26 protein-coding genes are annotated in these 24001 nt (G+C 62.2%); 14 read left to right on the top strand and 12 right to left on the bottom strand.

Annotated features, from left to right (window positions below):
- Positions 1-7: 7 nt before the first annotated feature.
- Positions 8-886 carry a cytochrome c oxidase subunit 3 gene (locus tag AC1DV9_RS15565; protein WP_112537352.1) on the top strand — a complete coding sequence of 293 codons (879 nt, stop codon included), beginning with the start codon at positions 8-10 and terminating at the stop codon, positions 884-886.
- A gap of 61 nt (positions 887-947) precedes the next feature.
- Here AC1DV9_RS15565 and AC1DV9_RS15570 read toward each other — a convergent pair whose 3' ends face one another.
- Positions 948-1589, bottom strand: coding sequence for a chloramphenicol phosphotransferase CPT family protein (locus tag AC1DV9_RS15570; protein ID WP_477948892.1), 642 nt, complete (start codon positions 1587-1589; stop codon positions 948-950).
- A 128-nt stretch (positions 1590-1717) separates the two neighbouring features.
- Between AC1DV9_RS15570 and AC1DV9_RS15575 the strand changes: the two genes are divergently transcribed.
- The 6 genes from AC1DV9_RS15575 to AC1DV9_RS15600 all read left to right on the top strand — a co-directional run bounded on the left by AC1DV9_RS15575 (position 1718) and on the right by AC1DV9_RS15600 (position 6357).
- Positions 1718-2098: a DUF983 domain-containing protein gene (locus AC1DV9_RS15575; RefSeq protein WP_477948894.1), complete on the top strand. Its 381-nt coding sequence runs from the start codon at positions 1718-1720 to the stop codon at positions 2096-2098.
- Between the two features lies 1 nt (position 2099).
- Positions 2100-2849: an SURF1 family protein gene (locus AC1DV9_RS15580; protein WP_477949076.1), complete on the top strand. Its 750-nt coding sequence runs from the start codon at positions 2100-2102 to the stop codon at positions 2847-2849.
- 62 nt (positions 2850-2911) lie between these two features.
- Entirely contained in the window at positions 2912-3913 is a 1002-nt protein-coding gene (ispH, locus tag AC1DV9_RS15585) for a 4-hydroxy-3-methylbut-2-enyl diphosphate reductase (protein ID WP_477948896.1), read from the top strand.
- 213 nt (positions 3914-4126) lie between these two features.
- On the top strand, positions 4127-5092 hold the full coding sequence (locus AC1DV9_RS15590) for a homoserine kinase (RefSeq protein WP_477948898.1): 966 nt from the start codon (positions 4127-4129) through the stop codon (positions 5090-5092).
- The gene (gene rnhA / locus AC1DV9_RS15595) at positions 5089-5529 is read left to right on the top strand and encodes a ribonuclease HI (protein WP_112386446.1); all 441 of its coding nucleotides are present in this window, start codon (positions 5089-5091) and stop codon (positions 5527-5529) included. Before AC1DV9_RS15590 ends, rnhA begins: the two co-directional genes overlap by 4 nt.
- A 24-nt stretch (positions 5530-5553) precedes the next feature.
- On the top strand, positions 5554-6357 hold the full coding sequence (locus tag AC1DV9_RS15600) for an endonuclease/exonuclease/phosphatase family protein (protein ID WP_477948900.1): 804 nt from the start codon (positions 5554-5556) through the stop codon (positions 6355-6357).
- Here AC1DV9_RS15600 and AC1DV9_RS15605 read toward each other — a convergent pair.
- Positions 6354-8249 (bottom strand): diguanylate cyclase, encoded by a 1896-nt coding sequence (locus AC1DV9_RS15605; RefSeq protein ID WP_477948902.1) that lies wholly within the window; start codon positions 8247-8249, stop codon positions 6354-6356. The two genes, AC1DV9_RS15600 and AC1DV9_RS15605, sit on opposite strands and share 4 nt — an antisense overlap.
- Positions 8250-8510: 261 nt before the next feature.
- Here AC1DV9_RS15605 and AC1DV9_RS15610 point away from each other — a divergent pair, with 261 nt between their 5' ends.
- Positions 8511-8885 carry a DoxX family protein gene (locus AC1DV9_RS15610; RefSeq protein ID WP_477948904.1) on the top strand — a complete coding sequence of 125 codons (375 nt, stop codon included), beginning with the start codon at positions 8511-8513 and terminating at the stop codon, positions 8883-8885.
- Between the two features lie 60 nt (positions 8886-8945).
- Here AC1DV9_RS15610 and AC1DV9_RS15615 read toward each other — a convergent pair whose 3' ends face one another.
- Positions 8946-10388: an FAD-binding oxidoreductase gene (locus tag AC1DV9_RS15615; protein WP_477948905.1), complete on the bottom strand. Its 1443-nt coding sequence runs from the start codon at positions 10386-10388 to the stop codon at positions 8946-8948.
- Between the two features lie 248 nt (positions 10389-10636).
- On the opposite strand from AC1DV9_RS15615, the gene AC1DV9_RS15620 reads away from it, so the two are divergent.
- Positions 10637-10945, top strand: coding sequence for a Dabb family protein (locus tag AC1DV9_RS15620; RefSeq protein ID WP_310291876.1), 309 nt, complete (start codon positions 10637-10639; stop codon positions 10943-10945).
- Positions 10946-10982: 37 nt separating this feature from the next.
- On the opposite strand, the gene AC1DV9_RS15625 is transcribed toward AC1DV9_RS15620, so the two are convergent.
- Genes AC1DV9_RS15625 through AC1DV9_RS15635 form a run of 3 tightly spaced genes read right to left on the bottom strand, consistent with a single transcriptional unit; the run spans position 10983 to position 13507 of the window.
- Positions 10983-11882 (bottom strand): metal ABC transporter solute-binding protein, Zn/Mn family, encoded by a 900-nt coding sequence (locus AC1DV9_RS15625; protein WP_477948907.1) that lies wholly within the window; start codon positions 11880-11882, stop codon positions 10983-10985.
- Positions 11883-11897: 15 nt separating this feature from the next.
- Positions 11898-12770 carry a metal ABC transporter permease gene (locus AC1DV9_RS15630; protein WP_112518167.1) on the bottom strand — a complete coding sequence of 291 codons (873 nt, stop codon included), beginning with the start codon at positions 12768-12770 and terminating at the stop codon, positions 11898-11900.
- Entirely contained in the window at positions 12767-13507 is a 741-nt protein-coding gene (locus AC1DV9_RS15635; RefSeq protein ID WP_477948910.1) for a metal ABC transporter ATP-binding protein, read from the bottom strand. The genes AC1DV9_RS15630 and AC1DV9_RS15635 overlap by 4 nt, the downstream gene beginning before the upstream one ends.
- A 243-nt stretch (positions 13508-13750) precedes the next feature.
- Here AC1DV9_RS15635 and AC1DV9_RS15640 point away from each other — a divergent pair, with 243 nt between their 5' ends.
- Positions 13751-13993 (top strand): ribbon-helix-helix domain-containing protein, encoded by a 243-nt coding sequence (locus AC1DV9_RS15640; protein WP_477948911.1) that lies wholly within the window; start codon positions 13751-13753, stop codon positions 13991-13993.
- Between the two features lie 243 nt (positions 13994-14236).
- Here AC1DV9_RS15640 and AC1DV9_RS15645 read toward each other — a convergent pair whose 3' ends face one another.
- Positions 14237-14722: a peroxiredoxin gene (locus AC1DV9_RS15645; protein ID WP_112518223.1), complete on the bottom strand. Its 486-nt coding sequence runs from the start codon at positions 14720-14722 to the stop codon at positions 14237-14239.
- Between the two features lie 66 nt (positions 14723-14788).
- Entirely contained in the window at positions 14789-15625 is an 837-nt protein-coding gene (locus tag AC1DV9_RS15650; RefSeq protein WP_477948913.1) for a protein-disulfide reductase DsbD domain-containing protein, read from the bottom strand.
- A 142-nt stretch (positions 15626-15767) separates the two neighbouring features.
- Here AC1DV9_RS15650 and AC1DV9_RS15655 point away from each other — a divergent pair, with 142 nt between their 5' ends.
- The 3 genes from AC1DV9_RS15655 to AC1DV9_RS15665 all read left to right on the top strand — a co-directional run bounded on the left by AC1DV9_RS15655 (position 15768) and on the right by AC1DV9_RS15665 (position 17823).
- Complete coding sequence (locus tag AC1DV9_RS15655; protein WP_112386436.1) at positions 15768-16373, top strand: YqgE/AlgH family protein; 606 nt, start codon at positions 15768-15770, stop codon at positions 16371-16373.
- A gap of 87 nt (positions 16374-16460) precedes the next feature.
- Entirely contained in the window at positions 16461-16652 is a 192-nt protein-coding gene (locus AC1DV9_RS15660; protein WP_112386435.1) for a CsbD family protein, read from the top strand.
- Positions 16653-16737: 85 nt separating this feature from the next.
- Positions 16738-17823: a zinc-binding metallopeptidase family protein gene (locus AC1DV9_RS15665; RefSeq protein WP_477948915.1), complete on the top strand. Its 1086-nt coding sequence runs from the start codon at positions 16738-16740 to the stop codon at positions 17821-17823.
- Here the strand turns inward: AC1DV9_RS15665 and AC1DV9_RS15670 are convergent.
- Complete coding sequence (locus AC1DV9_RS15670) at positions 17820-18416, bottom strand: TetR/AcrR family transcriptional regulator (RefSeq protein WP_477948917.1); 597 nt, start codon at positions 18414-18416, stop codon at positions 17820-17822. The two genes, AC1DV9_RS15665 and AC1DV9_RS15670, sit on opposite strands and share 4 nt — an antisense overlap.
- A gap of 196 nt (positions 18417-18612) precedes the next feature.
- Between AC1DV9_RS15670 and AC1DV9_RS15675 the strand changes: the two genes are divergently transcribed.
- Positions 18613-19011, top strand: a complete 399-nt coding sequence (locus AC1DV9_RS15675; RefSeq protein ID WP_477948919.1) for a RidA family protein — start codon at positions 18613-18615, stop codon at positions 19009-19011.
- A 69-nt stretch (positions 19012-19080) separates the two neighbouring features.
- On the opposite strand, the gene AC1DV9_RS15680 is transcribed toward AC1DV9_RS15675, so the two are convergent.
- The 3 genes from AC1DV9_RS15680 to AC1DV9_RS15690 all read right to left on the bottom strand — a co-directional run bounded on the left by AC1DV9_RS15680 (position 19081) and on the right by AC1DV9_RS15690 (position 23983).
- Entirely contained in the window at positions 19081-20181 is a 1101-nt protein-coding gene (locus tag AC1DV9_RS15680) for a porin (RefSeq protein ID WP_112518162.1), read from the bottom strand.
- A 278-nt stretch (positions 20182-20459) separates the two neighbouring features.
- A complete protein-coding gene (locus AC1DV9_RS15685) occupies positions 20460-23372 on the bottom strand; it encodes an EAL domain-containing protein (protein ID WP_477948921.1) in 2913 nt (970 codons plus the stop codon).
- Complete coding sequence (locus AC1DV9_RS15690; RefSeq protein WP_477948923.1) at positions 23369-23983, bottom strand: GNAT family N-acetyltransferase; 615 nt, start codon at positions 23981-23983, stop codon at positions 23369-23371. The genes AC1DV9_RS15685 and AC1DV9_RS15690 overlap by 4 nt, the downstream gene beginning before the upstream one ends.
- Positions 23984-24001: the final 18 nt, after the last annotated feature.

The following is a 24001-nucleotide window of genomic DNA, read 5'->3' on the forward strand; positions in this document are numbered from 1 at the left end:
ATACAAGATGGCCGACGCGCATCAGAAAAACCACGACTACCATATTATTGATCCGAGCCCGTGGCCGCTGCTCGCCTCGATCGGCGCGTTCATCATCACCTTCGGTGGCGTCGGATTCATGCGCTACATCAACGGCGGATCGCTGCACCTGTTCGGCATCGAATGGGCGCATCCGTGGCTGTTCTTCATCGGTCTCGCGCTGATCCTCTACGTCATGTACGGCTGGTGGGCCGATACCGTGAAGGAAGCTCATGAGGGCGCGCATACCCGCGTCGTCTCGCTGCACCTTCGCTACGGCATGATCATGTTCATCGCTTCCGAAGTGATGTTCTTCGTTGCCTGGTTCTGGGCCTATTTCGACGCCAGCCTCTATCCGCATGAAGCCATTCAGGCCTCGCGCCTCGCCTTCACCGGTGGCGTATGGCCGCCGAAGGGCATCGAGGTTCTCGATCCCTGGCACCTGCCGATCTACAACACCGTCATCCTGCTTCTCTCGGGCACGACGGTCACCTGGGCGCACCACGCGCTGCTGCACAACGACCGCAAGGGCCTCATTCAGGGTCTGACGCTCACCGTTCTGCTCGGCATCCTGTTCTCCTGCGTCCAGGCCTACGAATACGCCCACGCTCCGTTCGCCTTCAAGGCGTCGATCTACGGCGCGACCTTCTTCATGGCGACCGGCTTCCATGGCTTCCACGTTCTGGTCGGCACGATCTTCCTGGTCGTCTGCCTGATCCGCGCCATCCGCGGCGACTTCACGCCGAAGCAGCATTTCGGCTTCGAGGCGGCTGCCTGGTACTGGCACTTCGTGGACGTCGTCTGGCTGTTCCTGTTCTTCTCCATCTACATCTGGGGTGGATGGGGCGCACCGGTCGCCCACGGCTGATCCGGTCGAAAGGCTGATATTGAAAAGGCGGGTGCCATTGGCGCCCGCCTTTTTCTTTGCTCTACCGCACCCCGGAGATTCGCTCGAAGGCGGAAGGTTCGGGAATGCCGATATCGAGCTGATGGCGGATCGCCTCGGCGCATTCATAGGGTGTCAGCACCGAGGTATCGAGTTCGAGATCGTATATGCCGGGCTTGTGAACCTCTTCCTGCCAGCGGCGCACGGCTTCGGGAACCGCTGTTTCGGCCGTCGCCTTGGCATAGAGTTCTTCGCGGCCGGGCTCGTCGATCTCCCGCCGCTTCATGATGACGTCGAGCGGACAGCGCACGCCGACGAACAGCACCGGAAAGCCTTCGAGACGCCTCGCGCAATCGGCCAGGATGCCGAGCGGCTGCGAGTAGGCGTCGTGATGGCCGAGATCGGCGACGACATTGAGCCCGAGCCCGGCATGGATGGCGATCGATTCGTAGAGCGCCGCATAGAAAAACGGCACCAGTTCCTCGAGATCGGGACGCTCGCCGCCGGGCCTGAGGCCGATGCCCGGCAGATACTCGGCCGGCGTCATCGCATTGTAGCCGTCGACCCCGAGATTCATCCAGGGGCCGTCGAATTGCTGCTGGATCGCCCTCGCGATCGTGGTTTTGCCGCTGCGCGGCGCGCCGTTCAAAATGACGATCTGCGCGGCGGTGTTGTCGTTGTCCATGCGTCTTCTTCTTCTGTTTGGCGCGAATCGCTGAGGCGAAATCGCGCAGGTATTTCCCTTCGTCCTGCGGATACTCTATGGGAGAGTTAAGGCGGCTTTAGGTGAGATCGCCGCTATCGGGAATGGGTATGAAAGAAGACACAGCTCTTTTTCCACCGGTCGATCCGGTGAAGACCGGCATCAACGGCTGCTGCCCGCGCTGCGGCAACGGCAAGCTGTTCGATGGCATGCTGTCGCTGAAGCCGCGATGCGCCGCCTGCGGGCTGGATTATGCATTTGCTGATTCGGGCGATGGCCCGGCTGTCTTCGTCATCCTCATCGTCGGCTTCATCGTCATCGGCTCGGTGCTCTGGCTGGAGGTCAACTATTCGCCGCCGATCTGGCTGCATATCCTGCTCTTCGGTCCGTTGACGATCATCTTGTCGCTGCTGACCCTGCGCTGGTGCAAGGGCATCCTGATCGCCATGCAATACCGCCACAATGCCCGCGAAGGACGCCTGAGTGACTGACATGAACATTCCGGCCACGCGCCGCAAGCTGCCTGTTTTCACCGGCATCGTGGTGCTGATTGCGCTCGCCATCCTGATTTCGCTCGGCACCTGGCAGGTCGAGCGGCTGCACTGGAAGGAAGGCCTTCTCGCCGACATCGCTTCGCGCCGAACCTCGGCCCCCGTCGAGCTCTCCGCCATCGAGGCGATGCACGCCGGTGGCACCGATATCGAATACCGTCCGGTCACCGTCAGCGGCCGCTACGTCAACAACAAGGAACGGCACTTCTTCGCCACCTGGCGCGGCCAGACCGGCTTCTACGTCTATACCCCGCTGGAATTGGCCGACGGGCGCTATCTCTTCGTCAATCGCGGCTTCGTTCCCTATGAGAACAAGGAGCCGGAGATGCGTATGCAGGGCCAGCTGACCGGCCAGCAGACCGTCACCGGTCTTGCCCGCAATCGCTTGCCCGGCAAGCCGTCCTGGGTCGTGCCCGAAAACGATCTCGCCAAGAATGTCTTCTATTGGAAGGACATCGACGCGATGACGTCGAGCGACGGTTTCGACCCGGCGAAAGTCGTGCCCTTCTTCGTCGATGCGGACTCGACGCCGAACCCGAAGGGCATGCCGATCGGCGGCGTCACCGAAATCGATCTGCCGAACAACCACCTCGAATATGCCTTCACTTGGTATGGTCTGGCGGCAGTGCTCGTCGGCATCGTCGGCGTTTCCTGGTTCCGCAAGCGCAGCAGCAACGCACCGGCGCAATAGTATCGCTTCAATTCCTTCCTATATTGGGCTAGACACCCGAGACGATGGATACCGGACGCAAGATGAACATAGCAGCGAAACCTCCTCTGACGATCAGGCTTTGCGGGCCGCGCGGCTTCTGCGCCGGCGTCGACCGTGCCATCCAGATCGTCGTTCTGGCGCTGAAATCCTACGGCGCACCTGTCTACGTCCGTCACGAGATCGTTCACAACCGCTACGTCGTCGAGGGCCTGGAAGCCAAGGGCGCCGTCTTCGTCGAGGAGTTGAACGAGATCCCGGAGGAGCATCGCGCCCAGCCGGTGGTGTTTTCGGCGCATGGCGTTCCGAAGTCGGTCCCCGAGGATGCCAACAGTCGCAACCTATTCTATCTCGATGCCACATGTCCGCTGGTCTCCAAGGTCCACAAGCAGGCGATGCGCCACAACCGCCTCGGCCGCCATGTCGTCCTCATCGGCCATGCCGGACACCCCGAGGTCATCGGCACGATGGGCCAGCTGCCCGAAGGCTCGGTCTCGCTGATCGAGACCGTCGAGGACGCCGACACCTACGAGCCCGCCGATCCCGATAATCTCGGTTACGTAACGCAGACGACGCTCTCGGTCGACGATACCGCTGGCGTAATCGCAAGGCTGCAGCAGCGCTTCCCGAACCTGACTGCACCTGCTGCCGATTCGATCTGCTACGCCACGACGAACCGCCAGGAAGTGGTGAAGCAGGCGGCCCCCGGCTGCGACCTCTTCATCATCGTCGGCGCCCCGAATTCTTCGAACTCCAAGCGCCTCGTCGAAGTGGCGCTGAGGGCAGGGGCGAAGAAGTCGATCCTCGTGCAGCGCGCCTCCGAGCTCAACTGGGACGACATCGGCCACATCTCGACGCTCGGCCTCTCCGCCGGCGCTTCGGCCCCCGAAGTCATCGTCAACGAAATCATCGAGGCCTTCCGCGCCCGTTTCGATGCGCAGGTCGAGCTTGCCGAGACGGTGCAGGAAAACGAGCATTTCCTCGTCAATCGCGAGCTGCGCAATATCGAGCTGACGGCGGCGGATATGGCGTTTGTGAATGGGTAGTGTTCTGTCGGAGGGCGTGATACCCCCCTCTGTCCTGCCGGACATCTCCCCCTCAAGGGGGGAGATCAGCTGGGAGAAATCGCTCGCTCGACATCAATTGTTTGGGGAAACCCTGACCATCTGCCGATCTCCCCCCTTGAGGGGGAGATGCCCGGCAGGGCAGAGGGGGGTATCATCTCCGAGCGACCACCCAACCCGAAACGAGACCCCACCTTGGCCGTTTACACCGATATCTCCGAAGACGATCTGAAGTGGTTCCTGACGGAATATGATGCTGGCGAGCTGCTCTCCTACAAGGGGATCGCCGAGGGCGTCGAGAATTCGAATTTCCTGCTGCACACCACGAAGGATCCGTTGATTCTGACGCTCTATGAGAAGCGCGTCGAAAAGAACGATCTGCCGTTCTTCCTCGGGCTGATGCAGCATCTCTCCGCCGGCGGCCTGTCCTGCCCGCTGCCATTGCCGCGCAAGGATGGCGCGCTGCTTGGCCATCTGTCGGAGCGCCCCGCGGCGCTGATCTCCTTCCTCGAAGGCATGTGGCTGCGCAAGCCAGAAGCCAAACACTGCCGCGAGGTCGGCAAGGCCTTGGCGCAGATGCACATCGCCGGCGAAGGCTTCGAGTTGAAGCGCCCGAATGCGTTGTCGATCGATGGCTGGAAGGTTCTTTGGGACAAGTCGGAGGCCCGCGCTGACGAGGTGGAAAAGGGGCTGTCGGCTGAGGTGCGCGGCGAGATGGATTTCCTCTCCGCCCACTGGCCGCGGGAGCTGCCGTCAGGCGTCATCCACGCTGATCTCTTCCCCGACAACGTCTTCTTCCTCGGCGATCAGCTTTCGGGCCTGATCGACTTCTATTTCGCCTGCAACGACCTGCTGGCCTATGACGTCTCGATCATCCTCAATGCCTGGTGCTTCGAAAAGGACGGCGCCTACAACATCACCAAGGGCACGGCGATGCTGGAGGGCTACCAGAGTGTCCGCCCGCTGAGCGAAGCCGAACGTGCGGCGCTGCCGATCCTGTCGCGCGGCTCGGCGCTGCGCTTCTTCCTGACCCGCCTCTACGACTGGCTGACGACGCCCGAAGGCGCCATGGTCACCAAGAAGGATCCGCTCGAATACCTGCGCAAGCTGCGCTTCCACCGCCAGATCAAGTCTGCCGCAGAATACGGGCTTTCCGCATGAAACATGTCGATATCTTCACCGATGGCGCCTGCTCGGGCAATCCCGGTCCCGGCGGCTGGGGTGCGATCCTGCGTTATGGCGAGGTCGAGAAGGAACTGTCGGGCGGCGAAGCCGAGACCACCAACAACCGTATGGAGTTGCTGGCGGCGATCTCGGCGCTTTCGGCGCTGAACAGCGCCTGCGAAGTCGATCTCCACACCGACAGCAAATACGTCATGGACGGCATCTCCAAGTGGATCTTCGGCTGGAAGAAGAACGGCTGGAAGACCGCCGACAAGAAACCGGTGAAGAATGGCGAGCTGTGGCAGGCACTCGATGCCGCCAACCAGCGCCACAAGGTCAAGTGGCACTGGGTCAAGGGCCATGCCGGCCACCCGGAAAACGAACGCGCCGACGAATTGGCGCGCATGGGCATGGCCCCCTACAAGAAGAAATAGGCTTGGCCGGGCGGGGGAGGCATCGTGCGGATCATATCGTTGAATGCCTGGGGCGGCAAGATCTACCAGCCGCTGATCGAGTATCTCGCCACCGCGGGTGCGGATGTGCTCTGCCTGCAGGAAATCACCCGCTCGTCAGGTGTCACGGCGGACTGGCTGGAATATCGCGACGGCAGCCACATCCTGCCGCAGCGTCCCAATCTCTTCGATGATCTGAAGGCCGTTCTTCCTGAGCATGACGGCTTTTTCGCCCCGGCGACGCGCGGCGAGCTGTTCGATGGCGATCGCGCCGTCACCTCGGAATTCGGCCTTGCCACCTTCATCCACCACGCCTTGGCGATCACCGGCCAGGCGGCGGATTTCGTCCATGGCAGTTTCTCGCCAGATGGATACGGCGCCCATCCGCGTGCGCGCAACGCCCATGTCTTCAGGCTCTTCGACTATGCCACGGGCCGCACCGTGACCATCGCGCAGCTTCACGGCCTGCGCGACATGGCGGGCAAGGGCGACACGCCTGAAAGGATCGCACAGGCCGAAGCGCTGGTGGCGCTGATCGGCAGCATCCACCGGCCGGGCGATCCGCTCATCGTCTGCGGCGACTTCAATGTCCTGCCCGAAAGCGCCACCTTCGAGATCCTCGGCAGGCTGGGCCTCACCGATCTCGTGACCTCCCGCGGCTTTCAGGGCACGCGAACGTCTCTCTATCCGAAAGAGGGGAAGTTTGCTGACTACATGCTGGTCTCGGCAGATGTCGAGGTCACCCGTTTCGAGGTCGTCAGCACGCCCGAAGTCTCCGATCACTGCGCCTTGATGCTGGAAATAGCCTAGCCGTTCACCGCCCTAGCGTTGCTCGCCGATTCCCAGATCGATATCCGGTCGCGGCCACTGCGCTTGGCGTCATACAGCGCCTCATCGGCATGCTGCATGAATTCTGAGGGTGTGATCGCCCGGCCGCGGCTCTGCTTGACGGCAACGCCGACACTCGCCGTCACCCGGGCGAATTCGCTGCCAGTATGCGGCAGGTTCAGCGCGTGCAGCGCGTCGCGGAATTGTCCGGCGACACGGCAGGCATCGGCCTCGTCGGCCTCCGGCATCAGCACTACGAACTCTTCGCCGCCGAAACGGGCAACGATATCGGTGTCGCGCCGCGCCGCCTTGCGCAGGCAGTCGGTCACCGCCTTCAGGCATTCGTCACCGGCCAGATGCCCGTAGGTGTCGTTATAGGCCTTGAAGCGGTCGACATCGATCATCAGCAGGCTGAGCGGCGTGCGCTCGCGAACACTGCGGGCGAGCGCGAGCGCCAGGGCTTCGTCGAAGGCGCGGCGATTGACGATGCCCGTCAGGCCGTCGGTTTCGGCGAGGCTCTTCATCCGGTCGGCAACGGCGCGCAGCGAATGCTCTGCCTGTTTCATGGCGGTCACGTCGGAGACGACGACAAGCGCCATGCCATCAGCAGTCATGCGCGTACGCAGGCTCAGCCAGCGGCCGTCATAGAGATCGATTTCCTCGTCCTTGTCGCGATGCAGGTCGCGGGCTGCTGTCTCGATCCATTGCTCATCGACGGCAATGGGAAAGTTGCGGCGCTCCTGCGTCTCGATGGCCTTCCGCAGGATATCGCGGATATTGTAACCGGCGACGCGCACGACGCCTGAGAGCGGGAAGAGGTTGGAATATTGCGGGTTGGCATAAACAAGCTTGCCCTGCGGATCATACATCGCAAACCCGTCCGACATGCCGGACATCGCGTGCGACAACATGTTGCGGTTGTCGCGCAGCTCCCGCTCGATGCGGCGCTCCTCTGTAATGTCGCGGGTGACGCCGGCAAGCCCGATGATGACGCCGTCGCGGTCGCGCAGCGGCACTTTCGAGGTGCGGAACCAGTGTTCGCGCTCGCCCTGCATCAGGGATTCGATCTTGTTGATCTGCGCTTCGCCCCGGCGCATCAAGTCCTGCTCTTCGGCAAACAGCACTTCGGCGCGGCGTTGTGTGGCGATGTGGAAATCCGTGGTGCCAATCATCGCTTCCGGCGAGCTGAAATGGTGGTGCTCGGCGACATTGCGATTGACCACGACGAACACGCTATCGCGGTTCTTGACGTATTGGAAATCCGGCGTCTGCGTCAGCGCCGCGGTCAGCAGGTCACGGTCCTGCGCCATGTTCTCGAACTGCAGGAGCAGCGCTCCGGCAACGGCGATAGCACCGAAATTCAGCACGATGGCGGGAATGCCGACGAGCTGCAGCGTCATGGCGCTGACCTGATTGGGCAGGATCAGCATCGTCGCCAGCAGCGTCAGCGAGACGGTGGCACCAAGGATGAAGATATCGCTGAGCTTCGCCTTGCGGCGCTTCTGCAATATGCGCAACGTCAGCGAGACCGCACCGGCGCATGCAATGCTGATCACTCCGTCAACCGCGCCCGCCCCACCCATGTAGAGCCGGAAGGCGACGGCCATGGGGATCGTCAGAATGGCCGAAGGTGCGCCGCCAAACAGCGCCGATATCGCCACCAGCGAATAACGCAGGTCTATGAACACGCCGTTGCTCAGCGGCACCGACATCATCATCGAGGCCATCGTCCCGGCCCCCATGACGGCGCCGAAGGCGAGCTTGGTATTGAGGTCGCTGAGCTGACGGAATCGGAAATAGATGTGAGCCCAGACCGAGATCACCAATGCAACGATGGCAAGATTGCCCGTTAGTATTTGCCAGGTTGTATTCATACAGTACAAGTGAACCCAGACGCGCCAATCCCCGCATTTCTAAGGCTTTTTCCTTTCAACGGGTTTAACTTAGCGATGGCTACACAAGAAAATCATGCGTCAAACTTAAACGCCTGAAACGGCCGTGTTCCAAACGGACACATCCAGAAGCCGCTGGCCTTCGTATCGACCTTTATTGAGCGACGATCCGAGGATGAGACGGCTGTGCATGCAGGAACCTGGCTTGAGCCATCCCTGGAACCCAGATTCTGGTGGCGTGTCGTGCTGTCGGCGATCTATCTGATCGCCGGTATCCTGCACATGCTGCTGCCGGGGCCATTTCTGCGGATCATGCCAGCCCTGGTGCCGTTTCCAGCCTCTGTGATTTTCGTGACGGGCGCGTGCGAGGTCGCGGGCGCCGCCGGCCTGCTGTCGTCGCCCTATCGCGCTGCCGCGGGCATTGCGCTCGCCGCCTACGCGGTCTGCGTCTACCCAGCCAATATCAAGCATGCGATCGATGGGTTGTCGGCGGTGGACGCAAGCATCTACGCCTGGCTTTACCATGTGCCGAGGCTTGCCTTTCAGCCTGTGCTCGTCTGGTGGGCACTTTATGCCGGAGGTTTGATCGACTGGCCCTTCGCGCTACCCAAAGCTTAAGCGGCTGGCGGTTCGCGGCCGCCAGCCGTGTGTTTCGGGCGCACCTGCCGCCAGCGCGCCTCAGCTGGCCGCCCGCATCTCCGCCAGAGGTTTCACATTCTGGTTCATCCGGAAGAGATTCTGCGGATCATAGCGTCTCTTGATTTCCGCAAGACGCCGGTAGTTCATGCCATAAGCCGCTTCCACGCGATCGGCCTCGTCTTCTGGCATGAAATTGATATAGGCCGTGCCGATCGCATGCGGCCGCGTTGCCTCGAACAGGCCCTTTGCCCATCCGATACAGGCCTGGTCCATCGCCTTTTCCCGCCAGCGCGCATGGACGTTCATCACGAAATGCGAGCTGCGCTGCGGGAAGGCCGTGGCCTCGTGGCCGATCCGTCCCGCCGCGCCGCCGACATGGCCGATGAAGATCTCGCATTCCGGCCCCGGCAGCTTACGCACAGCATCGAGCAGCACGGAGATGGCAGGATCGGAAAGCCGCGCAAAATCCTGGCTCTTCCAGTAATTGCGCGCTCCGGGCGTCAGAAGCGGATCGAAGGCCTGCTGCCAGGCGGCGAACGGCGCCGGTCCAACGACATCGGCAATCGGCTTGCCGATCGACCGCAACCCGGCGGTCGCCGTCTCACCGGCCTGCAGATTGCCGCAATAGCACATGGCAAGCACCAGCACCTCCTTGCCATGCCACTCGGCAGGCAGGAACGGCAACGGCGGCGCCTTGCGCATCACGGCCCAGCAGGTCAGTTCGTCAGGCGCCGTTTCCAACTGTTGGCGATATTGCCTGAGCACCATCTCCGCATCGGCGAAAGGATGGACGACGAGCCCCGCCAGCACCTCTCCGGGCAGATCGTGCAGCCGGAATTCGAACGAGGTGACCACGCCGAAATTGCCGCCGCCACCGCGCAGCGCCCAGAACAGCTCCGGCTCTTCCTTTTCGCTGACGCGTTTCAGTTCGCCTGCCGCGGTCACGACATCCACCGAGATCAGATTGTCGAGCGTCAGCCCGAATTTCCGGGTCGTCCAGCCGAAACCGCCGCCGAGCGTCAGCCCGGCAATGCCTGTCGTGGAGTTGATGCCGGTCGGCAGAACAAGCCCGAAGGCCTGCGTCTCCGCATCGACATCGGCCAGTGTCGCACCGGGCTCCACCCGCATGCGCCGCGTCGCGGGATCGACCCAGACGGATCGCATCGCCGACAGGTCGATGACGACGCCGCCATCGCAGATCGCATTGCCGGCAATGTTGTGGCCGCCGCCGCGGATCGCCAGAAGCAGGCCGTTGTCGCGCGCAAAACGCACCGCCTTGACGGCATCACCAGCACCGGCACAGCGCACGATCATTGCCGGACGCCGGTCGATCATGTTGTTCCAGATCGTCCGCGCCTCGTCGTAGTCGGCATCGTCCTTGGTGATCAGCCGCCCGCGCAATGCGGCGGCGAACGCCTCTATGGTACTGCCCTTCACCCTGGTTTGGCCCCGTTGCAGGGTCGTGAGGTTCAAGTCGTCCATGATGTCCTCCCTGCGGCAGGAAGCCCCGTCCCCGCCGGGGCCGCATTTTGCGCCCCCCGGCCATGGTTAACAAGCTATCGCTAATAAATGTATCCAGCGATGGAGCGGGCCGTTTTGGCGCCCGCCTGGCGTGTTTTTATGCCGTTCATCTGCGAGCGGGGGACTATGGCTGGCCTTTGTGCCGCACGGGGTTGCCCTCGGTGGCTTTCCCACTATTCTGGCCGCAACGAAAACAGGGAGGCCACCATATGATCCTGCATTGCGTATTCTTGCGGCTGAAGGCCGCGATGACGGCCGAAGAGAAGCAGGCTCTGTTCGAATCGGTCGTGGCGCTGAAGCAGGTCATCCCCGGCATCATCGACATCCAGCATGGGCCGAACGTCTCGCCCGAAGGGCTGCATGGCGGCTTCGTCGATGGCTTTGCCGTGACATTCGAGAGCCCGGAGGCGCGCGATGCCTATCTCGTCCATCCGGAGCATGTGACGGTCGGCCAGCGCATCGTCGAATCCGTCGACGGCGGCCTTGGCGGCCTGCTGGTCTTCGATCTGAATATCTGAAAGGAAAGGCCGCGGATTGCTCCGCGGCCCAAGCTGCTCAGCTCGACTTTGCGATCGCCGCGGTGATCTGGTCGACATTGTACCGGAACATCTTCTCGTAGGTCGGAGCCGGTCCCTTGGCGTCGGAAAGAGACTCGACATAGAGCTCGCCGCCCGGCTCTGCGCCGGTTGCCTTGGCCACCTGCTTGACGAGACGCGGATCGTTGGAGTTCTCGAAGAAATACGTCTTCACATGCTCGGTCTTGATCTGTTCGATCAGCTTGGCAACGTCGGCGGCCGACGCTTCTGTTTCGGTGGAGACGCCGAGCGGTGCCAGGAAGCTCACCTTGTATTCGCGGCCGAAATAGCCGAAGGCGTCGTGGCTGGTGAGCACCTTGCGCCGGTCTTCAGGCATCGCGTCGAACTTCGCATGCGCATAGCTGTTCAGCTCGTCCAGCGTCTTGGTGTAGCGCTCGGCGTTGGCCTTGAAGGCTGCGGCATCGGCAGGATCGGCATCCGACAGCGCCTTTTCGATGTTCTTTACCCAGATCTTCACGTTGACCGGGCTGTTCCACACATGCGGATCGGTCACGGTCTTGCCGTCCTCTTCCATGGTGCGGGTGTCGATACCTTCGGAGACGGTCACCGGCGTACCCTTGTAGCCAGAGGCGGTGATCAGCCGGTCCATCCAGCCTTCCAGGCCCTCGCCACTGACGAAGGTGACCTGCGCTGCCTTCAGATGCTTGGCATCGGCCGGCGACGGCTCGAATTCATGGGGGTCGCCGTTCGGGCCGACCAGGCTGGTCACTGTGACATGATCGCCGCCGACCTGTTTGACGACGTCGGCAAGCACAGTGAAGGAGGCAACGGTCTTCAGCGTTTCCGCCGAAGCCGGCATCGCCGAAGCGGCAATCAGCGCGGGCAATGCGGCAGACAGAAGCAGGGTTTTGGATCTCATGATGGTCTCCATGGTTCAGCCCTTGAGATGCGGGCGGGGAAAATAGCGCCGGGCGAGGCCGGACGGTGCGAAGAAGATCGAAAGCGCGTAGAAGCCAGCCGCTGTCATGATGATCGTCGGCCCGGAGGCAAGTTCGAGATGGTAGGAGGCGACAAGGCCGAGATAGCCGGAGGCCGTGGCGCTGACCGCGGCAATGGTCATCATCCGGGGCAGGCTGCGCGACCAGAGCTGCGCGATCGCCGCCGGCAGCATCATCAGCCCGACTGCCATCAGTGTGCCGAGTGCCTGGAAGCTTGCAACGAGATTGAGCACTACAAGCAGCAGAAACAGGAAGTGATAGAGCAAGCCGCGTCCGCCGACGGCGCGCAGATAGCCGGGATCGAAACACTCGGCGACCAGCGGCCGGTAGATGATAGCAAGCGCGAGCAGCGTCACCGACGTGATCGCACCGATTTGCGTCAGGGCAGGGGTGTCGATCGCCAGGATCGTGCCGAACAGCACATGCAGCAGATCGATGTTCGAGCCGCGCAGCGAGACGATGAGCACGCCGAGCGCCAGCGAAATCAGGTAGAAGCTCGCAAAACTGGCGTCCTCCTGCAGCACCGTCACGCGGCTGACGACGCCTGAAAGCAGCGCCACCGAAAGCCCGGCGACCAGCCCGCCGATGCCCATCGCCGTCAGCGACAGGGACCCGGCAACGAGATAGCCGATCGCCGCCCCCGGCAGCACCGCATGACTCATCGCATCGCCGACAAGGCTCATGCGCCGGAGCATCAGGAACACGCCGATCGGCCCGGAGCCGAGCCCGAGGCAGAGGCAGGCGACGAGCGCGCGGCGCATGAAGCCATAGTCTACGAAAGGTGCCAGAAAGATATCGTAGGCGGTCATGCGGCGGGCTCGCAGATCGCGGCGTCTTCGTCCCAGCGTTCGGCCATCGCCCGCGCCGTCATCAGATTCGCCGCGGACATCACCTCCGCGGTCGGCCCACAGCCAATCAGCTCGCGGGCGATCAGCATCGTCTCGGGGAAATGTGCCCGGACCTGCTCGAAATCGTGCAGCACCGCGATGACCGTCCGCCCGTCGCCATGCCAGCGCGCCACGATGTCGAGAAGGTCGCGGGTGGTGCGCGCGTCGATCGCCGTGAATGGTTCGTCTAGCAGGATAACCTTGGCGTCCTGCAGCAACAGCCGGGCAAACAGCACGCGTTGGAACTGTCCGGCGGAAAGCGCGCCGATATGCCGGTTCTCGAAACCTTCGAGCCCGACGGCCGACAGCGCCTCAAGCGTCTTCTGCAGCTCGTTCGCGGCCACCCGTCCGAAGGCCCCAGCCTGCCGCCAGGCGCCCAGCATCACCGTATCCAGAACCGATATCGGAAAGCGCCGGTTGATATCGGCAGCCTGCGGCAGATAGCCGAAGTCGAGCCGCGCCAGCCGGTGACGGATCTGCCCCGCCGCCGGCCGGATCTCACCGATGAGCGCCTTCAAGAGCGTCGATTTACCCGCCCCATTCGGCCCGGCAATCGCCGTCAGGCTGCCCTCGCGAAGGCTGCCGGACACATGATGCACCGCCGGATGCCGGTCGTAGCTGACTGTCAGGTTGTCGAGCTCGATGAGAATGGCACTCACGGCAGGATCACCGCCCAATGGATCGCCAGCCACAGCGCGGCGATCATCAACAAAACGAAACCGGCACGCACGGCAGCGGATTGCCGGAGCAGGTTGGGAAAGGGGCGGGGCATCGAAGCGCTTTCTAAAATGTAATAACATAACAGTTATGTTATAACGAATATGGCAAAAGCACGGCGGATGCAAGCGGGAGGGTGCAGTGCCAACGACTTTCTATTAGCCTGTCAGAAAGGGAGCTTCGCCATGAAGGTATCGATCGAAAAGCAGTGGGAAGATTTCGTCGAGAGATTGGTCACCGAGGGGCGCTACCAGTCAGCCGAACAGGTCGTCACCGTAGGATTGAGCCTCGTCGCTCAGCAAGAGGCTAGGCTCGATGGCTTGCGCGCGATCATCGATGCGTCAATTGCTGCGGGCGGAGACATCAGCGATGACGAGCTGGGAGCAGTGCTGGAAACTCGGATCGCTTGCCTGAGAGCCCAACGCTAACCAGATGCTCGCACCTATCCTCCCTCATTCCTGTGCTCGTCACAGGAATCCAGTCACCGCGCGTCGGCGCGGTGGGGAGAGTCTTTCAGCCCAAGGACTTGGGCTGGCTGGATGCCTGTGACAAGCACAGGCATGAGGGATATGTCTTGCCAAGGGACACCCATCCCTACTGTGGGAGCGATAGCGTAATCGGCATCTCCAAAAAGAAAACGGCGGAACCGGCCCGCCGCCAACTGAGATAGCTTACAGCTGCTCGATCATCGCAGCCGCGCCCGACACCGTCGCCTGGCCGGGGCTTTCCTCGACGTTCAGCGACTTCACGACGCCATCCTCGACGAGCATCGAATAGCGCTTCGAGCGTACGCCGAGGCCGCCAGCCGAGAGGTCGGCTTCCAGGCCGAGTGCCTTAGTGAAGCCCGCGTCCCAGTCTGCCAGGAAGTGGATCTTGCCGAGGCCGCCGGATTGCTGCGCCCAGGCGCCCATCACGTGCCAGTCGTTGACGGCGACCACGGCGATGTCGTCGACGCCCTTGCCGAGAATTGTATCGCGATTTTCGAGATAGCCAGGCAGATGGTTCAGCGAGCAGGTGGGGGTGAAGGCGCCGGGAACGGCGAAGAGCACGACCCGCTTGCCCTTGAACAGCTGTTCGGTCGAGGTCTCGACCGGGCCGTCCGATGTCTTTTCCTTGAAGGTGGCGGCCGGAAGGCTGTCGCCGATTGCGATGGTCATGAAACTCTCCTCGTTCGGATGATCAAGCGGCACAGGCCGCAGGCTGGCGGCGACTATAAAAGCCGCTCATTCAAAGGCAAGCGGTGTCTCCATGGCGCGATCGCCGTCGATGACGAGCGCACTCCAGCGCTTGCCCGAGATGCTGTAGTTCTTCGGCAGCTTGCCGATCGCCACGGAGGTCGAGAAGGTCTTGCCGTCGCGCTTGCTCATCAGTTGCTTGGTGAAGACGTAGCCGCTGGGACCGGTAACGATCACAGCCGGCGCCGTGTCGCCGCCGCCGGGCAGCGCGATGTCGAGCCAGAGTTCCTTCATGTCAGGCGAAAGCCTGTGCGACACCACCTTGAAATCCGCGGATGCCGCTTCCGGCAGCGATGCCTCCGCCGTCTTCAGCAACGCTTCCTCCTCCGGCCGCGATTGCTTCGCACTCGACAGCGGCAGGGAAAACGCCGCCTGGAAGGGAACGCAGAGATCCTTGCAGATGCCGATGAAGGCGGTGGCCTTGATCTCTGCGGCTTGGTTTTCCGCCTTGAATGTCAGCGGCAGGATGACGGGTGCGTCATAGGCGATGTCGTCCACCTTGCCGTCATTGATATGCTTCGGAACCGGATAGCGCACCCCCGTCAGCGTCATGCCACTTCCGGGCGCGACGCTGATCTGCGGTGGAATACCGCTGTTTCCGGGTTCCCGCCAATAGGTGATCCAGCCGGCTTTCGGCTCGATCTGGAGGCCGCCATGAACCGTTCCATCACGCTCCGGCGGCAGCGCGATCAGCCGCATGCGGCCGCCCTCGTTGTCGACCCAGGGGCTCATTTCCGCCCATGCGGTGTCTCCCAGGCAGCCTGAGGCTGCGGCATAAAGACAGAGGAGCCGGGCGCTGCCGGATGCGAAAGAAATAATCGTCATGGAACAAAGGTTTATCGAAAACTGCACCAGCCTGCCACAAGGACAGCAGGTCTATTTCTTCATTTTCGGTTGATTGATTTGTGACATTGCCCCATGTTTCCAGTGTCGGGGCCTTTTCACCGGTCTGGCAGCAGGAGGAATTATGTCCTTATCGACGCTGAAGAACAGACGGGAACGTGGCTTTTTCGACGGGCAGTTCCTCATTGCCATGCCTGGCATGGAAGACAGGAATTTTGCGCGCACGGTTGTCTATATCTGCGCCCATTCCGACGCCGGAGCCATGGGCTTCGTCATCAATCGCCCGCAGAGCCTGACATTTACCGATGTGCTGCTGCATCTCGACATGATCAAGGACAGCGATTCCATCGTGCTGCCCGATTTCGCGCGCGATTTCCCGATCCAGACCGGCGGCCCGGTCGAGAGCGGCCGCGGCTTCGTGCTGCATTCCGATGACTATCTGAGCGATTCCAGCATCCCGGTCAGCGACGATATCTGCCTGACGGCAACGCTCGATATCGTCCGCGCCATCTCCAAGGGTGGCGGTCCGAAGCGGGCGACGATGCTGCTCGGCTATTCCTCCTGGGGGGCCGGACAGCTCGAGAGCGAAGTCGGAAACAACGGCTGGCTGACCTGCGCTGCCAATGAGACGCTGATCTTCGATCGCGGCCTCGATGACAAATATGAACGTGCTCTTGCGGGCATGGGTGTGACGGCGGCGATGCTTTCCGCCGATGCCGGTCACGCCTGAATTTCTTCGGAACGAAATCTGGCAGGCGACGTTTCCTCTCCGCAAACCCGGGCAAACCTGCCCGGTGCGATTTAGGAGGCATCTCACATGGGTAGCACCAGCGACAAGATTTCCGGCAAGACAAACGAAATTGCAGGCAAGGCCAAGCAGGCCATCGGCAAGGCCACCGACGATCACAGCCTGCAGGCCAAGGGCGCCGTGCAGGAAGGCAAGGGCAAGGCCCAGGTCGCCGCAGGCAAGGCCAAGGACAAGCTGAAGGGTGCCGTCGATCGGCTCTGATCCTTCAACGATTTCAATGACAATGCCTGTTGCGCCTCCGCGCGGCAGGCATTTTTAGTCCGTCCGGTATGCTTGGGGTAGTGCCATGAGGCTTTTCGACTGCGACAATTGCGATCAGGTCGTCCATTTCGACAATCGCCAATGCGTTCGCTGCAATCACCGGCTGGGTTTCCTGCCCGGCGACATGACGATGCATGCGCTGGAGCCGCGGGACGATACGGCCTGGCAGCTGGTGGCGCGGCCGGAGCGCACGGTCCGCTTCTGCGCCAATGGCGGCCTCGATATCTGCAACTGGCTTATCGCCTCCGACGATCCGAACCCGTTCTGCATCGCCTGCAGGCACAACCGGCTGGTACCGAACACCAACACGCAGGACGGCATCGACCGGTGGCGGCGCATCAGCCAGGCGCAGCGCCATCTGTTTTATTCGCTGTTGCGTCTGAACCTGCCGCATCCCGATCGGGAGCAGGATCCGCAGGGCGGCCTTGTCTTCGATTTCCTCGAAGATACGGTTCAGTTCGACGGCAATGTCGTTCCAGCGATGACCGGTCACGAGGAGGGGCTAATCGCCATCCGCGCCGCCGAGGCCGATGATGTGACGCGCGAACTCGCCCGCAGCGCCATGGACGAGAATTACCGGACGCTGCTCGGCCACTTCCGCCATGAGACCGGCCACTTCATCTGGAACAAGCTGGTGCGCGATCGCGGCGCCTTCGATGCCTTCCGTGCCACCTTCGGCGACGAGCGTCAGGATTATAGTGCGGCGCTGCAGAGCCACTATACCAATGGCGCTCCTATCGGATGGCAGGAAAGCTATATCAGCGCTTACGCCGCCTCTCACCCATGGGAGGATTTCGCCGAGTGTTTCGCGCACTATCTCCACATCGTCGATACGCTGGAAACGGCGCGCGCCTTCGGCATCGCCATCGATCCGCGTGGTCATGAGGAGATGGCGGCGGAGGTGGACTTTCAGCCCTACCGTGCAAAGAGCGCCGGACAGCTGATCAGCGCCTGGATCCCGCTCAGCGTTGCCATCAATGCCATTCAGCGCAGCATGGGGCAGCCGGATGCCTATCCCTTCGTGCTGTCACCGCCGGTCGTTGCCAAGCTCGAATATCTCCACGCGCTCATCCAGAGCGCCACGGAAGCGTCGCAGCGCTTTGCCGCCTAAGCGGTTTTCAGCAACAACCCGCCGGTCAACTGGCGGAAGGCATCGACGACATTGGCAAGCACGGTTTCCGGGTCATCCGCTGCGGCAATCCACAGAGCGGCATTGAGGGCGGCGCCGTTGACGAGCCGCGCCGCAGCCTCGGCATTCACGGGCTTCACTGTTCCGTCGTCGATCAGCGCCTGGATCGTCTGCGCCGTCGTGCGCAGGCAGGCATTCTGGTTTTCCCATTGCGAGGGATCGCCAAGAACGGCGGGCCCGTCGAGCAGCATGATGCGCTGGATCTCCGGCTCCAGCGACATCTCGATATAGGCGATGGCCTCGGCCATGAACCCTTCCCAGAGAGTGGCCGCGGCGGCATGCGCCGCGCGCATCCGCGCGAGGATTTCAGCATCCATCTGGTCGATCACCGCCTGCAGCAGACCTTTCTTGTCACCGAAATTGTGATAGAGCGCGCCGCGCGTCAGCCCCGCTTCCGCGGTGAGATCATCCATCGACGATCCGGCGTAACCCTTTGCCGCAAAAGCCTTTCTGGCCGCCCGGATCAGCTTCGCCCGGGTCTCTTCCATCATTTCCGCACGGCGCTTTCCAGCCACGGCATTCTCCTCGAAATTGACATACGCCACGTATGCGTATTGACATACGAAATGTATGTCAAATATATAGACATACGGAGCGTATATCAATTGCGCCCCGCATTGTGAAGCGCGGACCTCGCCGGAGAACACGGCAAATGGAACGGGCAGGCGATCGCGTCTGCCCGAGGGTCCGCTATTGTCATCAGGAGTGAACATGACCAAACGCGAAGCAATCTTCCCGGCCGGCCGCCACACGCTTTACGCCGAACACCGCTATTCCGCAGCGATCCGCTCCGGAGACCTGCTCTTCGTCTCGGGGCAGGTGGGCAGCCGTGTCGACGGCTCGCCGGAGCCCGACTTCGCCCGCCAGGTGGAACTGGCCTTCGAAAACTTGAAGGCCGTACTGAAGGCTGCGGGAGCGACGCTCGATGACGTCATCGACGTCACGACCTTCCACACTGACCCGCAAAATCAGTTCGAAACGATCATGGCGGTGCGCAACCGCATCATCGGCGAGCCGCCATATCCGAACTGGACTGCCGTCGGCGTCAATTGGCTGGCGGGCTTCGATTTCGAGATCAAGGTGATCGCAAGGGTTCCGCAGGCAACCTGAGCAGGGGCCCAAAAGCAAAGAGACCCGGCATTGTGCCGGGTCTCTCATTTCACATCGATGCGGACAGGCTCAGAAATCCCGCTCCAGCCGGACGAAGCCTTCGACATAATGCGAGTCGTCGGTGCCCGGGAAATCGTGATTTTCAGCCACATAGGTCGCAGCCGTATGCAGCGTCAGGTCATCGACGATCTTGTAGTCGAACGTCACGCCGCCGCGCCACATACTGCCATTGTGATATTCGTCGTCGGCCTCGCGGATCCTGCCGCTGTACTGCGCCTCCGGCGTCACGGTGAACTTGTCGTTGATCTTCAGTGCATATTGCGCAATCACCGACCATTCGCTGGCCTGGTAATAGGTATTCGGTCCGCTCGAATAGATGCCGGCAAGCTCGAACAGGCCGGGGCCGATTTCTGCTCCCATGCGGGCTGTGACGGAACCGTCCTGCATGGCCGCGTCATAGCCGCCATAGACCTGCCAGGTGAACCCGCCAGCCTTGCCGCCGACCATGGCGTCTATGCCGAGACCTCTCTCGGCTCCGTCGAAGTCCGCAGGGAGTTCATCCAGCGACAGGCCGGCATTGAAGCTGTCGCTGTCATATTCGTAGCGGATCGCGTTCCATTTGGTGTCGTTACCGGTCATCAGATCGGATTCACCGGAGAAGTCGTTGTCCCACCAGCTCGCGAAGCGGCCGGCGCGTATACCGGCAAGCTCCAGATAGGCTTCGTCGATGATCGTATTGTCCGTGCCATAGGCGGCGGCATTCGACCAGCCGACAAACTCGGTGGTACGCGTGGCGGGGCCGCCGCCGCCATAGTAGTTGGATTCGAGCACGATGCGGCTGGTCAGCGGGCCGTATTCGGTGTCGCTCTTGGCATCGACGCTCACATGGGCGCGGGTATGGCTTTCCCAGTCCTCGCCGCCGGCGCCACCCGGCCCGTTGTTCTCATAACCGTCCCCAAAGCCGTAGCCGACTTCGAAGCGCAGATAGCCGCCGATCTTCAGGCAGGTCTCGGTGCCCGGAATGTAGAAATAGCCTGTTCCATACGCGTCGCAGACGCGGACATATTCCACGGATTCCGGCTCGGCGGCGACGATGGCGTCGGCAGCCTGAGCGCCGGAAACTGCTGCAAATGCAGCAGCGGAGCCGAGAAGAAGGCTCTTTATGTTCATGCTGTGTCTCCGTTTTGCAGACCGGCACTATGGCTGGCCCGTATGTGGCGCGAGGCGTGCGGTGCCGCGAGGGGGACGCCGGAGAGGGAACGCGCCGATTGGCAACGGAAACAGTAAGCTCGCGGAGAACGGGCTCGTCAATTATATGCTAAACGCATATGTATAAAAAAGTGGCAAAGCGCCGCAAACGTGACGCCTTTGCCACATCGTCCTGTAACAATCTGCAATCGGAAGAATGGCCTGCGCGGGATCGTTTCCCGCATAGGCAATGGAATAGCTTACGCCCGCTTCGTCAGCGGAAACCGTTCCTTCAGCAGCCGCAGCACCGATTCTGCAGGCATTGGCGGGCCGAAAAGGTAGCTTTGGCCGTAGCTGCAGCCCATCTTGGCAAGCTCGATCGCGTCCTCGTTGGACTCGATGCCTTCGGCCACGACCTTCATGTCCAGTTCGCGGGCCATGTTGATCACCGAGCGCAGGATGGTGGCCTTCTTGTCGGTATTGTCTCGCACCAGCGCCTTGTCGAGCTTGATGGTGTCGAACGGGAAGCGCGTCAGGTAGGAGAGGGAGGAATAGCCTGTGCCGAAGTCGTCGAGTGCGAGGCCAAGGCCTGCTTCCTTCAGCTTCTGCAGCACCAGGCGCGCCTGTTCCGGGTTCTCCATCACCATCGATTCCGTCAGCTCCAGCTTCAGGCGCGAGGGTTCGCAATGGGTCTTCGCCAGCACCGAGCGCACGTCGTCATAAAGCTCGTTGTTGAGCAGCTGCACGCTGGAGAGATTGATCGAAACGAAGATCGGCAATTCGCCGGTCTGGTTCTGCCAGCCCATCAGGTCGTTGGTCGCCTGTTCCAGCGCAAACAGCCCGAGCGGGCCGATGATGTCGGAGGCTTCCGCGATCGGGATGAACTCGGATGGCGGGATATTGCCGCGCTTCGGATGCTCCCAGCGCATCAGCGCCTCGAAACCGGCGATCTCGACATCCTCGAGCCGGGCGATCGGCTGATAGACCATCGACAGTTCCTTGCGCTCAATGGCGCGGCGCAGATCCGATTCCAGCTGCAGCCGGTCGGCCCCGAAATCGCGGAATGCCGGGCGGAAAGGCTCGACGCGATTGCCGCCGGCGCGCTTGGCGCGGTACATGGCCAGCTCGGCGTCGCTCAGCATGCCGGCTGCATTCTCCTGCTGGTCGACCCAGGAGGAAAGGCCGATCGACGCGGTCAGGACGATCTCGCGATTGGCAAAGTTGATCGGCACCATGATCGCCTTGCTGATCGCATCGGCGAAATCGGCGATCTTCGCGGGATCGCGCTCGGAAACCAGGATCAGGCCGAACTGGTCGCCCGCCAGACGCGCCAGCGTGTCCTGCGCCTTCAATAGGCGGCGCAGGCGACGGGTCAGCGCGATCAGGATATTGTCGCCCGCGGCAACGCCGAGCGCATCATTGACCAGCTTGTAGCGGTCGATATCGATCACCATGACCGTCGGGCGCAGCGTATCGCCCGAAGGCGCCAGCGCCAGCACCGATTGCAGGCGGTCGATGAACAGCTGGCGGTTCGGCAGGCCGGTGAGGTTGTCGTGCAGCGCGTCGTGCAGCAGCCGCTCGATGGAATTCTTCTGTTCCGTCACATCGACGATCGTGCCGACGCAGCGGATGATTTCGCCGTTGGAGCCGAGCACCGGCCGGGCGCGGATCAGCAGCCAGTGAAAATGGCCGTCCTCGGCGCGGATGCGGAATTCGTGGTTCAGGCGGCCGCGGCGATGTTCGAGCAGCACGTCGAGCGTGGCGCGAAAGCGGTCGCGGTCGTCAGGATGCAGCCGCGGCAGCCAGTTGCGGGCCGCACCATGCATCGCTCCCGGCGCCAGGCCAAGCTTCACGGAAACATCGGGAATGGTGACAACGCGGTCGCGCGCCACGTCCCAGTCCCAGACCATATCGCCGGAGCCGGTCAGCGCCAGCGACTGGCGTTCGAGATCGGAAAACAGACCCTGCTGGAACGCACCGCCCGCAAAGGCGTGCTGCATCACGGTGAAGCCGATCAGCAGCACGATCAGCACCAAACCGCCGCCGAGCGCCGGCTGGATGATGTCGTTGTCGAGCCGGCCGGTGATCGTCAGCCACGCCCCGAAGATCCACACAAGGATCAGCGCCCAGGCGGGCACGAGCAGGATGGCGCGGTCATAGCGGTTGAGGCCGAGATAGACGATCAGCACCAGACCCATCGTCGCCGTCAGCGCAAAGGAAAGCCGGGCGATACCGGCAGCGATCGACGGGTCGTAGATCGCCACACCAAAGAGCAGCGCGAGGCCGAGCACCCAGGCGAGCGTGGCGTAGCCGAGATGCGTATGCCAGCGGTTGAGGTTCAAATAGGTGAACAGGAAGATGACGAAACTCGAGGCCAGCGCCACTTCCGCGCAGGCGCGCCATATTCGCTGGTCGGCCGAGGCGATGCTGATCAGCTTGCCGAGAAAGCCGAAATCGACGCAGATATAGCCGAGTACCGCCCAGGCGAGCGCTGCCGTTGCCGGCAGCATCGAGGTTCCCTTGACGACGAACAGGATGGTCAGGAACACGGCGAGCAGACCGGCAATGCCGAGCACGATGCCGCGGTAGAGCGTGAAGGCGTTGATCGTGTCCTTGTAGGCGTCCGGTTCCCAGAGATAGATCTGCGGCAGGTCGGGGCTTGCAAGCTCGGCGACGAAGGTGATGACGGCGCCCGGGTTCAGCGTGATGCGGAAGACGTCGGCCTCGTCGCTCGGCTGCCGGTCGAGCGCGAAGCCCTCGCTCGGCGTGATCGCCATGATGCGTTGCGAGCCGAGATCCGGCCAGAAAAGCTTGGAATTCACCAGGCGGAAATGCGGGGCGACGATGACGCGCTCCAGCTGCTCTTCCGAAACGTTGGCGAGCGCGAAAACGGCCCAGTCGCCCTGGTGGTTGTCGGAGCTGGCACGTACCTCAATACGGCGCCGGATGCCGTCGGCACCGGCTGCGGTGGACACCTGGAAGGCTTCGCCCTGGTTGGCGTAGATCTCGGTGGTCTTGGTGAGGTCGAGCGCCGTGTCGTCGCGCGAAATCTTCACCGGTTCAGCCGCCTGTGCGGTACCGGCGGCCAGCGCAAGCACCGACAGGAAGAGAGCTGCGATCACCGCGATCAATCGGCCGGACGGTGATGTGTGCAGCATGCGGTTCGTGGTCATCGGCTGTCGGTTTTCCTGCCTGTATCCGTATCGGTGGCGATCAGTGAAAACATCACATGGTCATGCCACTGACCGTTGATTTTCAAGTATCCGCGCAGATAGCCTTCCCGCTGAAACCCGGCTTTCTCAAGCAGGCGAATGCTCCGTGCGTTGTCTGGAATACAGGCTGCTTCGATACGGTGCAACTCAAGCCCTGCGAAGATATAGGGTATAACCAACTGAAGTGCGGCGAACATATGGCCCTGACCGGCGTGTTTCTCGCCCATCCAGTAGCCGATCATGCAGCTCTGCGCCGCCCCGCGGCGGATATAGCCGATGGTGATGCCACCGAGCAGTTCCATGTCGGGTTTGGAAAACAGGAAGAGCGGGATCGCCTGTCCGGAAGCATATTCCTGCTTGCCGCGGATGACGCGGGCGCGAAAGGCGCCCTCCGTCAGTTCGTCACGCCGCCAGGTCGGCTCCCAGGGTTCCAGGAACTTGCGGCTATCGGAGCGCAGCTTGTGCCACTGGTTGAAATCCTGATAGCGCGGCAGCCGCAACGCATAGCGGCTGTTCTCCAGCTCGACTGCTTCCGGCTGCCGCGACAGGAACCGAAATACCGATTTGGGCATCGATCACTCCCGGCGGGC

The sequence above is a fragment of the Rhizobium sp. 01L410 genome (assembly GCF_056400165.1).